Genomic DNA, 13373 nt, shown 5'->3' with positions numbered 1-13373 from the left:
GCGTTAAGGGCGGATGCAGACAATAGAAATCGATCGGCGGCTAACGGAAGTGAGCCAGCAGCTAACGATGGTGCTAGTACCGGGATTGCGCGACAGCGATGACGAACACTGGCAAAGCCATTGGGAACGGCGTTTCCCTCACTGGCATCGTATACGCCAGCGGGAATGGTATCAGGCCGATCTGGATCGCTGGGTGTTGGCGATCCGTCGTGAGCTTAGCGTCTGTACACAGCCCGTGGTTCTGATCGGCCATAGCTTTGGCGCACTGGCTTCCTGTCATGTGGTGCAGCAAGGTCAGGAGGGAATTGCTGGTGTGATGCTGGTCGCCCCTGCTGAGCCGATGCGCTTTGAGATTGACGATCGCATTCAGGCTGCACCTCTGTCGGTTCCGACGCTGACATTTGCCAGTCATAACGATCCGCTGATGAGTTTCACTCGCGCCCAATATTGGGCGCATGCGTGGAACAGCGAACTGGTTGATGTCGGTGAGGCGGGGCACATTAATGCAGAAGCGGGATTTGGTCCCTGGGAATATGGTCTGACAAGATTAGCTGAGTTTTCAGAAACGCTCATTGAGACTCGTTAATCGGCCAGTTTCCATCAAGTAGTCATATTACATTATTAAGATAACGTTATATTTTTCTTTAATGCCAGGGCAATGAATATAGTTGTCTTGGCATCTATTTTTTATTAAGCCAGCTCTTCCTGATCGCCTGAACCATGCAGCATTTCCTGAATCTGCTGATAAACTTCGGCAGCAGACAAATTGCTATATGATGTTTTGCTCTCAAAATGTAATACCTGTTCGCCACCGGAACTATGAAGTGCGCCCATGAGTGCCAGATCTTCTTGTGTGATGCGCTGTCCGGTAAAGGCATCGAACATTTCAGAATTACCATCTGGGTACTTAACCACGGAAATGAGCTTGCCGTTGTACAAGGGAATACCCGTCATCGCCAGCGAGTACTCGGCAGTGGCTTTCTGCTGTGCCTTAATCTGTTCAGGTGAGGGAGTATCGTTCTCTGCGGCCGCACGTTTCTTTTGGGAAGACAGCGTGACTTTGGTGCTCTCGTTCGAGCCCGGCATATTTTGTGAGTCGGAGTTTGCTGATGTGTCGGTTTTATTCCCCGGGCTGATAGCTGCAACCACGGTCGGGTTAGCCGCTGCGCCAATCGGAGGCATGGTTGCCGGGGTAGTCGCATTCACGAGTTGAATATCTGGAATCACCACAGTATAACTCCTTCTTATATCTATTTAATGCTGGTAATGGTTTTTACCAGTGAGTTACTTCAGTGTGTTAAAACCACATGCACTAATGCCACAGTCGTTGAAATTCAGGCTATCAACACAAGCAGGATAATTATCTTCCTTGGAAGAGGGATCAGTCTGCTGGGGATAATTTCCTATCATTCAACAATATGACATTAACGAAATGGTTCAGTGAGAACACAGTTAATGTAAAACAGTATTTATGCCAAACACTATTTATGCAAAATGCAATTGCATTAAAAACACCCTATCGTAAAAGGTATCGGCTGTTTTTTCTGCTTCATTAATATCCAAAAGGCATAAGATTTAACTTTTTGATTACCAATCGTGCGAGCTTATGTGACCAAACTTCTCCATTTTTAAAAAATAGAAAACTATCAAGGTATTAGCGTGATGCAGTGATAACTCTTACCCCATATGTGCTCTACAAGCGCGGGGTAACGCGATACACTGGTTTTCTTGTTTTTTCCTCTGTTAAGAAGTGCTATGCCCAGTATTAAACTGACGGTCAACTATTTGTATCGGCAATCCGACGAAACGCGTGAAGCCTCACAGGCAACGGCTCGCGTTTTTGTTGGTGATGAGCTCATCGCCACCGAGGTGATTACCGGGATGACAGAAAGCCCAGTCGAGAAGTATTTGCACCACTCAGGGCGAGAGGCGCAGGCCATACGTGTCGAATGGGATTGCGAAGACACAACAGCCATGACGGTGGCTGAGGTAGAAATCTGCCCCTGCTGCCACCATGATTAGCCTGATACGTTAAGCTGTTTTTGAACGCTTCGACTTCATGATTGACACACTAAAAACACAACGCGAGTTGCAGACAAACCAACGTATAAGCAGCTTGAAGTATGACGGGTAGACAAGGTGAATGTATGAGAGCAGCGGTATCAACCTTAATAGCCTGTGGACTATTTACGGCAACATGGGGAGCGCAAGCCGGCTGGTATGTCGTGAGCAATTACGAAGGTCACATTGGGCCTTATCCGGTGCATTTTTCATTGCAGAAATACAGTATTGACCAGGATAAGAATCTGCTTGGGAGCTACTTTTACGATAAATACAGAGCGCCGATCCCTCTGTATGGACGGCTCTCGGAAACGTCGCTTGAAATCTGCGAAATCCATACCCCGCAAGATTATGATAAATATATTGTTCAGGGCGTTAAGTCCGGCATCGATATGACGCACTGCCCGTTTAAATTGACCGATATGGGGGAAGAACTGCGCGGCGAGTGGTCAAACGGAAAGACGCGTTATGATGTTAGCCTACGGCGCGTGGCATCCTTTGACGATAGCGAGCAGCCCGCCAAGGTCGAAGGGCAGGTCGATATTCCGTTCTGGGGGCAAACAGCGACTCACAGTTTTGTCGGCGTGTATCAAAACAGTGATACGGGCATGGTTGTTGAGGGAGTCAAGGCGATTAACAAGAAGAGCGGCAATGTCGACCAGCTTCTCCAGCCTGATTTTCAACAATGCCAGTTTGGCTTTTTCATGACTCCGGTTTATATGAATATTGAAAATGGCGGAGATAATCGCAGTATCCTGCTGAACTGCTATTCCCACGGCGGAGGCGATATTCTGCTGGAATACCGTTTTGATGCGGCAAGCCAGCGTTATGGTGTGATCGGTGAGTAAAAATGCTAACGGATCAGGAATGTTAGCGATTTTTAATATATAAATCCTCTGCATTATTTTGCAGGCTAAATATATTGATGTTCATTGTTGGAAATAAATGATTTTTATTTCCACTCCTTTCTTGTTAAAAATAATCCCGCCTTCATTTTTTTATCAATATTACGTTTTATCTTCATTGTAACTGCAAGGGTACAAGTCCATAAAAGGGCTATTTTCTGCTAAAGGAGTGAAAATGCTTTCAGGAAAGAAAACGATCATGGCGATATCCATATTATGTGTCGCTTTTTCTGCGCATGCGGATAATTTCTCTAAGTTGGATCAAGCGCTACCGTCAGGCATTAATGCGCTTGCGATTGCGCCAGTATTTGATTTCGACAGTGATGGCTGTTTGCCCAGTGCCGGGGTTAGCCGAGGCGGGGTACAAAATGGGGGGTTGAAGCCGACAGGAAGTCTGACTGGCGGGTGCCGATGGGGCAATTTTCTCGACTCGTCAAATACATTGCACCGATACGCCTGTGTTGATTCCGCGGGTTCTCGCTATTGCGGTAGCTTCTATGCGCTCTATTTCTTAAAAGATCAGGTGTTGGGCGGTTTGAACACGGGTCATCGACATGACTGGGAGCATGTTGCCATCTGGACTAAAAACGGCGCGGTAACACACGGCAGCTTCAGTGCGCACGGCAAACTGACGACGGAAACCGCAGCGAATATCGATAAGCAGGGCGGCCATCTAAAATTCGTGTACCACAAAGACGGTGCCTTAACGCACGCTTTCCGGTTTGCCAAAACGAATGAACAGGCAGAAAATCCTTACGGCAATTTTGTCACGCCGGATATTGTCAGCTGGTATGCGATGTCGGGTGACGGTATCAGTAATGAAGCGCTGCGTAATCAATTAAATGCATTTGATTATGGTTCCGCTTCGATTCCGCTTAAAGACAGTAATTTCCTGACTAACCTGAATAATGGCCGACCGGCTGGTTATCCAGAATTTACGGCGGCGAGTCTAACGGCGTCGAAATAGTCATCATAAGAGAGGTATGGTCAGACATACCTCTCTCTGTTTTCTTATTTCCTGTCGATAGATTTTCGATATATGGAAATATTGATTTTTATAATAATCAGGGGCGATCTGTCCTTGGAATGATGCCAGCCTAATTACACTACCATTTATATCATTGAATTCTGCATGCATAGTTCGTTCAGGAAAATATAAGACGCGTCTTTTTATTCCAGTCATGTGGCAAGGAAATAATATTGTTTATACTGTGACGTTCTTAGCTTTGTGTTCGCTTCTCGTCGAACTGTTCACGGCAATATTCATCATTGATGTCGTCCACGATCACAAGCGCCGTTAAGGCAACATTGCGGAGGGTTTCAAGTTCGGTTGAATCGTCGCAACTGGTCATTAGGTCAATAATTCCACGGAGCATGGTCAGCTTTACTTCGATCCCTTCCTTCACTTGCCTGTCCCCTGTTCCTGCGATTCACGGACTTCAGTATGGATATCGCTGACGCTCCCGATAGGGGCAGTGAGTTGAGGGGAACGAGGTATCGAGGGGTGAGTCATTTACTATCTCCTGTAGGGGGTTGCGGTCTACAGGAGAATGTTGACAGTGCTAGGTCTCTGGTGGGGTAATCTTACAAAGAGAAAATGCAATATTACGATTTATTCTATGTCAGACAGCCAGTTTTCGATGGTGACTCCGCTAGGACAGTAAAGGCTTTTTGCCTCCAGATCGGTTCTAATTTGTGCCATCTTTCCATCGATATGTTTTCTTGGATGTTCAGCGACATCTGCGCCATACATCACAGTGAGTAGATTTTTAATAAACTTGGCTTGAGCATTCTCAGTTTTCTTTGACTGTTTTGGTGTTTTTGTTACTGGAGTTGCATTGAGCACCTCAACTAACTTATCCAGGTTGGCCGTTCGGGCAACAAAATAGATATCATCTGGCACGGATGGCACGGGTATATACCTCATGTGGGCATCAGCATCCCACATGCTAATCGTGCTGAGATTTTTGAATATTTCGATAATGCTATCGAACGCGGGATGATTGGCATCCCCGGCGGCTTCCGCGGCTTGGTTAAGCTCCTCAATCTCATCGTCAACGTCGATAAAATGCTGTAGTTGGTAAAGACCCGATGGGCCAGCAGAGATGGTTACACCTCGAATGAGGTCTTGCTTTCTTGATGGCTTGGGGAGTCCAAGGCTCTTACAGTATTGTTCTTCAGCAAATAAGCGCTCAATACCTAACAGTGGCGTGTCTTGGACCCCACTCAGGCTTGTTATCTCATTGCTTGTTGCGATAGCAAAGTCTATTTCACGATCTGGGGAGAATGATTCACCGATATACACTCCCCAATTTTCACGCACATACACTTCCACATTCGTCGCTGTTTCAGCCATTTTTACTCTTTTTATTTCAACCTTTTTAGCGATTTTAGGTGACTGTAGGTTCACTGATAAAATCAGATGCCCATCCAGAGCAAAACGTAAAATATCTGTTATGGCCACTTGCTCATTAATTTTTCTTTCGAGGTATTTCGCTGACTCGTCGAGACTGAGCCATTTCCGTAAATTGTTCAACTTTGACAAAGGTGTTCCCCGTTACCCTCCTCCCTATTTTTCAACTGGCACCAACCGGTTGAGGTATCGGCTTTTGGAACGATCCTAGATGCCAGTTTAGCTATTCTATCATGCAGTTATTTCTTGGCATTATCTTGGTGTTCGTTTCCTAAAATAAACCACGAGCGGGCTTCCGCTGTTCTTCCTGGGGGTCATAGCGCCGATATACCATTGAGGTATTTTTTTATTAAGGGAACTGGTTGATGATGCCACGCTGAGCTATGCCGAACTGGGGGAAAAGGTCGCGCTTTCCGCTCCTGCCGCGCATGAACGGGTCAAGCGGTTTCGGCGCGATACGAAAAATTGTGCTGTCCACCTATCTTGAGCGCCCTGTACAGCCGAGTGATAGCTGATTCGCTGACGATTTGGCTGGGCCAAGTAGGGTAAACTGGGCGAGAGGTTTATATTCAGGCCATTGCTAAGATAGCAGGCAATAGCCTGAAGCAATATCGGTGTGACTATCACCCTTCGTCTGGATTTAAACTGGATATTTGTTCACTCATCGTTGCATTATGGCAGCGATAAGCATGAATCTGCTCTTTAAGTGAAAGATTATTCGTCTCTAAGGATTCGGTATTGCCGCATTTTTTATTTCTTTCTTTAACCCATGTTGCTTGAGAAGCATGGAATTTACTCTTTATGTCTTTAGGCGCGTCTTCCAATATTCCATATACATCGGTGAAAAAGAAAAGATATTGTTCCTTTTCACTTTCAAGCGTTTTCTCTTGTGCGGTTTTTGTGATTTTTTCGGCATTTTCACTGAGCCAGGCTACGGCATAAATTGCTTTGGATAGGGCATCATAGGATTTTTTTTCTACTTTTATTTCCTTTTCATGTTCAAGAATACTGAGGTCGTAGGCAAAGGACGGAATGACGATCTTGTTATCGCTGAGTCTATTATCTATTTTTTCGCCTGTTTTAGTAAAAATGTTATTGCTAATTTTACCCATTTCATCTTTTGTATACAAAAATTCATCTTTATTAAGAATGATGTCGACGATTTCCTGACTTACGGGAATTTCAGCCCGCAAACTACACGAGAATGCTTTTCCCCAGCGTGGCTGAGTTGATATTTTAGAGTAAATCACGTTTACAGTATCAACAGACTGAGAAGGGGACTTATAGAACATTTCTTTTGCACGGTCAGCAAACGTTTTTTTAACGGCTTCAACCGCGTTGGGATCGCTGCATTGAAAGTCGTCCTTTGCATACGCTGACGTACAAGTAAGGATAGTTCCAATCATAACATAGAGGAGCTGTTTCATTTCTTGTCCTTGTTTTCAGTCAATCCAAGCTGCACCAGCCTTTCCCTCGTCATCTGCTGTTGGCAGGTATAAATTTTTGCCTGATCTTCCATTGAGCGGTTGTTATTCGCGATAGTTTCTATTGCACCACATTTTTTATTTTTATTTTTTATCCACTGTCGTGCATCCTCTTTCAGTTGCCCTTTAATATAATCGGGCAGGTTACTCCAGTAAATATTGAGCGCACTATCAGCCTCTCTGAATTCGACAATGGCTTTAATATATTTAAAACGTGGTGATTGTTCTTCCAGCCTTGCCGCATTTTCTTGTAACCAGGCCAAGCCATAAAGTGTGCGTGAGACTGACTCATCGTGTGGATACATAATATTGGTTTCTTGCTGATTATCAGCAATATGAACATTATAATAAACACGGTCTAATGCGATGTATTCATCGCTTTTTTTGTGGGGAGGGATATTGAGAAGGTAAATGCTTTTTGCTTTAGGATCTCCATTCTCCAGAATAGGATAGTACTTTAAAAAATTTGCCACATCGGATGGGATTTTTATCTTGGCTTTGCCAACGCAGCTTAGGTTATTTTTTGTTTTAAGTTTTGTGATAATGATGTCGTATTCAAATTCAATTTTTTTAATTGTCTCTAAAGACACGCGGTCGCTGATGGGTTGTGCTTTCTCTTGATCTTCTTTGATTAACGATTGAATGACGAGGGGGCTACGACATACAAGATTATTTGCATTAACATAGTGTGATAAAAGCATTATCAATAATAGAGTTTTTATTATGATTTTTATCATTTTCAATTCCATTGAAATCACGTTAGCAGGACATGCAGATTCGTTTGTCTGAAGATGAATAGGCGTTGGCACTGACCATCTTATAGGTCTCATTTATTTTTTTGAATTGGTAAATATAAGCGCCTTCGCCTGCTTCTTGTCTAAGTTCAGATTCCCTTTCGTTAAGTATATTGATGACAATTCCTTTGAGGCCAGGAGGAGACACGATGTCCATCTGGATATTAATAGTGCCTGATGACAGCGTATAGTAATTCATGACGAAGACCGATCCTGCATCCGTGTAGGATTTTTCAAAATATTTTTCTGACGGCGGTAGGTTTTTTATCTCTTGCAGAAATGAAATAAAGGCCGATTTTCCATTTGAACCATTAAAGATAAAGCTGGCGTCAGATTCCAGTTTTGGCATTATTTCATTGTTTTTATAACTTATTTTATCTTTTTTCGCTATGTTTACACCATAGCTAGCGGGAATAAAATAGGAATCAGTGAGTTCAATAAATTGGTTATAGTCTTTTTGTGATAGTTTACTTTTTTGCAACACCTTGGTGAAATCTGTCACAAAAGTGGGGAAGTCTTGCGCATGTGCCGCGCTGGAGAGAAAAAGAAAAGGTAAAACGACGCTTTTTATATAACTCCGTTTCATAATAAACACGCATTCCTTACAAATAGTGAATAAATCCTTTTGATATTATAAGGTTATTCATGGTTGTGCGTATATATTCTTTGTCATTCACATTGTTGTTGATGTTCTACAGACGATCTTTTCTGTTGCGTTTCATCTTTACTGCACCATCAGCACTATCAATGACCTTAAAACCTACGCGTTGGTAGAGCGTTATTGCCCTGTTGCCTTTCAAAACACTCAGAGTGACGGGAACGTTGGCTTCATCTGCCTGCCGCAGGAATGTGTGTAATAGCCACGCCGCGATCCCTTGACCCTGATAGGTTGGCAAAATCTGGATCTGTATAATGGTCCACTCGTTGGCACCTTTGTGCCGTTTGAATAACCCAATACGTTCAGATCCCATCAGCACAATATAAGCGTCGTTATAATGATATTTGATTCGCTGCCAGTGCGCCGAATCATCAGCAATAACGCCGGCCTTGTGAAGATGCTCATCCATCGTTGCGCGACGAAGCTTAAATAGGAACGCTTCGTCTTGCGGCGTAGCCAAACGCAGCGTGATATTGCGCCATTCCATATAACCCTCTGTATCGTGAGATGAACGTTGTGTGAGTATTCCCCTCTATATTGACAAAATCAGATAGTTATCATCAAATAATCTTCAGGAATATATATAAATCAAGGGAATAAGTATGAGGTATTTAGGTTTAATGCTGCTCTGTTGTGCTGTTCTTTTCTCGCCATTTTCCCTTGCCGTCGATGTGTCTAAGGTTTATGGCAGAATTCAAATTGTTGATTCGTTTCCAGACTATAGAGTGCAGATTGTCAGCGCGCACGAACACCTAAGAGTACAAGAAGTTACTGCGTTCGCTAACCGAGCAGGGGAATGGGAAATTGTTGATAATTTTCCCGATTTTAAGATTAAAATTGTCGACGTTCACCCTGACTTCAAAATTAGGCTCGTCGATAACTTTCCCGGCCCAACCCGACGACGATAAGTGCCTTTCTTATGCAGGAAACCCTCAAACGCCTGCATATTGCCGATTGCTTCACTCCCTGCCGCTGTTGCTCACACCACTATTTCCTGTTGGCTAGGTGCTGTACCAACAAAGACACGCAGATGTTGGTACGATATTGTCGTTTGTAGCACGAAAAATTACATCATGTTTTAAGTCAAAGAAATAGCGTAGTTTTTGCTGGTTTCAGCAGCAACAAAATGTGGAAAAACTGAAATTCTTTTCAATGATTTCAGTTGGCATCGAAGTGCACAAACCCAGATACGGCGCGGGCTGGCGGGTTAGTTTGTAGAAAAATAAAACTGAAAAATTTTTATGATCCGAAAACCGCAGGCGGGTGCGGTGTAGCGCCGATTTTGTCATGTGGGTGCTTATTTTGTATGGGTAGTAGTTGCATTGTAAGAGTGTGGTTGATATATCATTGCATATGATAATTGAAGAATGCATAACAAATAGCGTGATAGATATGCTCTAAGTTTTTCTCGTGATTCTTTGAATTGATATTTTTACATACAGTTATCAATTTTAATAATTGAGAGCGATATCTATTAAATCGGAAAAATTAAATTTTCTCTAAAAGGATACTGAAATGGCTAGTAAAGCTAATCTTGTGAACTTGGATGCTATGATAAAAAGATCTGATTTTGCATCTAAACCAGATGAGGATACAACATTCGATACTATTCATAATATATCTGTTCGAGATTTGGGCGATTTTACTGCGATTTTAAGGAAGCCTGATTTTCAAAGAGAGACAAATCATTGGTCTCCTGAGCAAGTTACATCATTACTTGAAAGTTTTGTCTCTGGCGATCTTATACCATCAGTAATCCTTTGGAAGTCGAGTTCATTTTTGTTTGTTATTGATGGTGGTCATCGATTAAGTGTTTTAAGAGCATGGGTTGAGGACGATTATGGTGATGGATTAATATCATTAAAATATTTTGGTGGGGAAATATCTAAGGAGCAGAAAGCTACGGCAGAGAAAACGAGAAAGCTTGTTAATTATAAAGTTGGGAGTTGGGCTGATTTCAATAAAAAGAAAAATGATGAAGATATTTCTGATCCTGAACGAGCAAAAATATCTACTATACTTACTAGAGGACTATCTATTCAGTGGGTAAAAGGTGATGTTGATAAGGCAGAAACTTCATTTTTTAATATTAACATGAAAGGAACGGCATTAGATGATGTTGAGGAACTTTTACTTAGAAATAGGAAAAAACCCACATCAATTGCTGCTCGTGCTGTTATAAGGGCAGGAAAAGGGCACAAGTATTGGTCTTCATTCAGTGCAGAAAATTCTGTGAAAATAGAAAAGGCAGCATCAGAACTTCACTCAACCTTGTTTGATCCCGATCTAAAAAGGCCAGTTAAAACTTTGGATTTACCATTAGGTGGCTCTAGAGGGGTTAGAATAGCCTTACAATTATTAATTGATTTTATTCTTGTAGCGAACCAAAATAGCCAAGGTAACCCTAGAACCATTAATGAGCAGATAGATGATGATACGGGAAATGATACAGTTCAGTATCTTCAAAAAGCCACGAGGCTTGCTAACCGTATAACAGGTAACGACAATGGGAGTCTAGGTTTACATCCTGCTGTATACTTCTATGGCCCGACGGGTAGGCATTCAAGTCCAATGTTTTTGGGGACGGTCTCTTTAATTGCGAAAAAAATTTCGGCCAATGATAGTGGTTTTTTTAAAAAGTTCACAAGTGTTAGACAGGAACTGGAAGATATATTAGTTGGTGATAAAGATCTAATTGCAACCATTATGCAAAAGCATGTAAGTGGAAAACGTGTTGAGAAATATTCAGAGCTTCTTTCTATTTTTATTGATAAGTTAAGTAAAGGTGAAGATTTATCTGAAAGTGTAATTATTGAGGAGTCGGGATTACAGGGAAAGGTTGTCGCTGGAAATGTAAAATCGAGTAGCAAAAGTTTTTCAGATGATAACAAAAGTCAAGTTTTTATAATATCAGCGTTGAGGTCTGCTATTAAATGTCCAATATGTAATGGATATTTAGATCCAGAAAAATCTATATCTTATGACCATATTGTCAGAGCGCAAGATGGTGGGAAAGGGGATGTGAATAATTGTCAATTAACACATCCATATTGTAATATGTCTATTAAAAATTAATTTTACTAAAGTTCAGTGATATTAATTAGATTAGAATACCACTGCAACATTTTCCTACGGCCTTCCAAATATTGCGCATGGTTATAAGTTCCACGGATGGAATTTTTATCAACATGCAGCAAACTGGGTTTCAATCCATGCGCTGTTATATCCGTGCACCATGCAAAATGGTGCTCATTGTATGCCGGAAACCATGACCGGTAAGCCTGCCATGATAATAACCCAAGCATCTTGATCACTTTATTAATCGCGGCATCGCTCATCTGCTTTCTGGTGTCATTTCGGCTGGGGAAAACCAGTGGGTAATAGCTCGTAAGCACTTTCAGTTCTTTCGAAATTAGTCTATTCCCTTTGTTCAGCACCCGTAAACCGATAGCGGAAACGCCACCCTTTTTCCCTTTGGAATTGAGTAGTAAAAAAGTGCCGTTGCCGCTATTGAGTGTGTATAGCTTCTACACGATTTTATGGTATTAACTAAGACAATGAATTGAGTATTCTTGTTGTTTTTAAAGGGTTTTTTAGACTTTTGGAGAGTGTGTAAGAGGGTGTGATGGTGTCCCCAGCAGGAATCGAACCTGCAACTAGCCCTTAGGAGGGGCTCGTTATATCCATTTAACTATGGAGACGTGAAGCCCGACTATTATACGCATTTTTGCTCTGAGAATAAGCACTTAACGGTGCGTTTGCTCAAAGTGTCGGCAATCAGCGTTTCTGCCGATGTTCTTTTTCCTCATTCCCTTGCACCTTTTGGAGTTTTCCGTGGGATGAACGACTCATGTCGTTGCGGATTTGTGCGTGGCTGATGAGTGCGAAAATAAAGGTGCCGCCGATAATATTCCCCGCCAGCGTGGGCACAGCAAACGGCCAAATGAAGTCCTGCCAGGGGATGTGGCCAATGAACACCAGATAGAAAATCTCTGAGGCACCGGCCACGATGTGGGTGAGGTTACTGAAAGCAATCATCCAGGTCATGATGATGATAATCCACAGCTTGGCGGAGTAGGCACGCGGCAGCATCCAAACCATAGTGGCAATAATCCAGCCAGAGACGACGGCATTGGCGAACATCTCCGTTGGTGAGTGTTTCATGACCTTCATGGCGATGTCGATCAAGGCCTCCCGCGTTTCGCCATCAAAAACGGGCATGTAGGTAAAGGCGAGGGCGGCCAAGGCTGTGCCGATCAGGTTGCCAACCAGCACGACAAACCATAACCGACCGAGCAGGTAGAAATTGCTGCGCGTGGGCTTATGCATGATGGGAAGCACGGCTGTGACCGTGTTTTCGGTGAACAGCTGCTGGCGTGCCATGATGACAATCACAAAGCCGATGGTGTAACCGAAGCACTCCAGCAGAAAGCCGCCGGGCACGCCAATCAGGTGGTTGTGGAGCATACCGACCGCCATGAATGAGGTTCCCATGGAGATCCCTGCCGCAATCGCCGACCACAGTAACGCCATTGCATCGCGTTCCAGCTCCTTTTGCCCTTCCTGACGAATCTCTTCATGGATTGCGGCGGCGGGGGAAGGCAAGTGATCTTCATCTACATCGATCGTTCTTCCCTGCGTGCTTTCCTCACTCTCTACCGCCACGTCCTTTTCTTTCTCTTGCCGGATTTGTCTGGATTCTGGAGGTGGGTTCATAGCGATTCTCTCGACGAGTGGGCCAGTTGGTGCCTTGCTAACGGTACTGACGCTGAGGGGCAATGACCGACAACCCCGCTGATAAGCGTAGTCAGTTTTTACAACATGGGGCGTTGCGTGACTCACTGATTTAGGCTGGCGGTGCTAAGCTGTGAGGGGAACAAGGGAATACCGTGCTGTCGCCCACGCTGGAGCGCGTGTCGCAACGATGCTGCGTGTTGTCCCCATAAGAAAAATGGCAAACCTCTGAAAATGCAGTAATGCGTAAGCCAACGTAGCGATGGAGCGATAAAATGTTACACTGTTGGCCGATATCCCGTCCTTGTCGCTCAGCCTGATAGG

14 protein-coding genes, 1 tRNA gene and 1 pseudogene are annotated in these 13373 nt (G+C 43.5%); 6 read left to right on the top strand and 10 right to left on the bottom strand.

Annotated elements, in window-relative coordinates:
- Positions 1 to 13: 13 nt before the first annotated feature.
- The gene (locus BJJ97_RS19880) at positions 14 to 586 is read left to right on the top strand and encodes an alpha/beta hydrolase (protein ID WP_095995067.1); all 573 of its coding nucleotides are present in this window, start codon (positions 14 to 16) and stop codon (positions 584 to 586) included.
- Positions 587 to 690: 104 nt separating this feature from the next.
- Here BJJ97_RS19880 and BJJ97_RS19875 read toward each other — a convergent pair whose 3' ends face one another.
- Positions 691 to 1230, bottom strand: coding sequence for a hypothetical protein (locus tag BJJ97_RS19875; RefSeq protein WP_095995066.1), 540 nt, complete (start codon positions 1228 to 1230; stop codon positions 691 to 693).
- 525 nt (positions 1231 to 1755) lie between these two features.
- Here BJJ97_RS19875 and BJJ97_RS19870 point away from each other — a divergent pair.
- From BJJ97_RS19870 to BJJ97_RS19860, 3 genes are all read left to right on the top strand, one after another.
- On the top strand, positions 1756 to 2022 hold the full coding sequence (locus tag BJJ97_RS19870) for a hypothetical protein (protein ID WP_095995065.1): 267 nt from the start codon (positions 1756 to 1758) through the stop codon (positions 2020 to 2022).
- A gap of 125 nt (positions 2023 to 2147) precedes the next feature.
- Positions 2148 to 2909 carry a hypothetical protein gene (locus BJJ97_RS19865; RefSeq protein ID WP_167385210.1) on the top strand — a complete coding sequence of 254 codons (762 nt, stop codon included), beginning with the start codon at positions 2148 to 2150 and terminating at the stop codon, positions 2907 to 2909.
- A gap of 232 nt (positions 2910 to 3141) precedes the next feature.
- On the top strand, positions 3142 to 3933 hold the full coding sequence (locus BJJ97_RS19860) for an NPP1 family protein (RefSeq protein WP_095995063.1): 792 nt from the start codon (positions 3142 to 3144) through the stop codon (positions 3931 to 3933).
- Positions 3934 to 4186: 253 nt separating this feature from the next.
- Here BJJ97_RS19860 and BJJ97_RS19855 read toward each other — a convergent pair whose 3' ends face one another.
- A complete protein-coding gene (locus BJJ97_RS19855; RefSeq protein WP_095995062.1) occupies positions 4187 to 4372 on the bottom strand; it encodes a hypothetical protein in 186 nt (61 codons plus the stop codon).
- Positions 4373 to 4578: 206 nt separating this feature from the next.
- Positions 4579 to 5511, bottom strand: coding sequence for a hypothetical protein (locus BJJ97_RS19850; RefSeq protein WP_095700098.1), 933 nt, complete (start codon positions 5509 to 5511; stop codon positions 4579 to 4581).
- A 208-nt stretch (positions 5512 to 5719) separates the two neighbouring features.
- Here BJJ97_RS19850 and BJJ97_RS22425 point away from each other — a divergent pair, with 208 nt between their 5' ends.
- Positions 5720 to 5866 carry an AsnC family transcriptional regulator gene (locus tag BJJ97_RS22425; RefSeq protein ID WP_227003606.1) on the top strand — a complete coding sequence of 49 codons (147 nt, stop codon included), beginning with the start codon at positions 5720 to 5722 and terminating at the stop codon, positions 5864 to 5866.
- A 136-nt stretch (positions 5867 to 6002) separates the two neighbouring features.
- Here BJJ97_RS22425 and BJJ97_RS19840 read toward each other — a convergent pair whose 3' ends face one another.
- The 4 genes from BJJ97_RS19840 to BJJ97_RS19825 all read right to left on the bottom strand — a co-directional run bounded on the left by BJJ97_RS19840 (position 6003) and on the right by BJJ97_RS19825 (position 8802).
- Positions 6003 to 6806, bottom strand: a complete 804-nt coding sequence (locus BJJ97_RS19840) for a hypothetical protein (RefSeq protein ID WP_095995061.1) — start codon at positions 6804 to 6806, stop codon at positions 6003 to 6005.
- A complete protein-coding gene (locus BJJ97_RS19835; protein ID WP_095995060.1) occupies positions 6803 to 7600 on the bottom strand; it encodes a lysozyme inhibitor LprI family protein in 798 nt (265 codons plus the stop codon). The genes BJJ97_RS19840 and BJJ97_RS19835 overlap by 4 nt, the downstream gene beginning before the upstream one ends.
- Before the next feature lie 22 nt (positions 7601 to 7622).
- The gene (locus BJJ97_RS19830) at positions 7623 to 8243 is read right to left on the bottom strand and encodes a hypothetical protein (RefSeq protein WP_095995059.1); all 621 of its coding nucleotides are present in this window, start codon (positions 8241 to 8243) and stop codon (positions 7623 to 7625) included.
- Positions 8244 to 8349: 106 nt separating this feature from the next.
- Entirely contained in the window at positions 8350 to 8802 is a 453-nt protein-coding gene (locus BJJ97_RS19825; RefSeq protein WP_095995058.1) for a GNAT family N-acetyltransferase, read from the bottom strand.
- Between the two features lie 1028 nt (positions 8803 to 9830).
- On the opposite strand from BJJ97_RS19825, the gene BJJ97_RS19810 reads away from it, so the two are divergent.
- The gene (locus tag BJJ97_RS19810) at positions 9831 to 11390 is read left to right on the top strand and encodes a GmrSD restriction endonuclease domain-containing protein (RefSeq protein WP_095995055.1); all 1560 of its coding nucleotides are present in this window, start codon (positions 9831 to 9833) and stop codon (positions 11388 to 11390) included.
- Positions 11391 to 11395: 5 nt separating this feature from the next.
- On the opposite strand, the pseudogene BJJ97_RS22345 reads toward BJJ97_RS19810, so the two are convergent.
- The 3 genes and pseudogenes from BJJ97_RS22345 to BJJ97_RS19795 form a co-directional block, all read right to left on the bottom strand.
- Positions 11396 to 11728, bottom strand: a pseudogene (locus BJJ97_RS22345) (tyrosine-type recombinase/integrase); the annotation flags it as partial.
- Positions 11729 to 11941: 213 nt separating this feature from the next.
- Positions 11942 to 12016 (bottom strand) — tRNA-Arg (locus tag BJJ97_RS19800).
- Positions 12017 to 12092: 76 nt separating this feature from the next.
- The gene (locus BJJ97_RS19795; RefSeq protein ID WP_095995054.1) at positions 12093 to 13031 is read right to left on the bottom strand and encodes a formate/nitrite transporter family protein; all 939 of its coding nucleotides are present in this window, start codon (positions 13029 to 13031) and stop codon (positions 12093 to 12095) included.
- Between the last annotated feature and the right edge of the window lie 342 nt (positions 13032 to 13373).

It is taken from the genome of Pectobacterium polaris (genome assembly GCF_002307355.1).
GTDB lineage: Bacteria > Pseudomonadota > Gammaproteobacteria > Enterobacterales > Enterobacteriaceae > Pectobacterium > Pectobacterium polare.
Note: the sequence above shows the minus strand (reverse complement) of the source record. Positions and strands in the feature narration are given on the sequence as shown.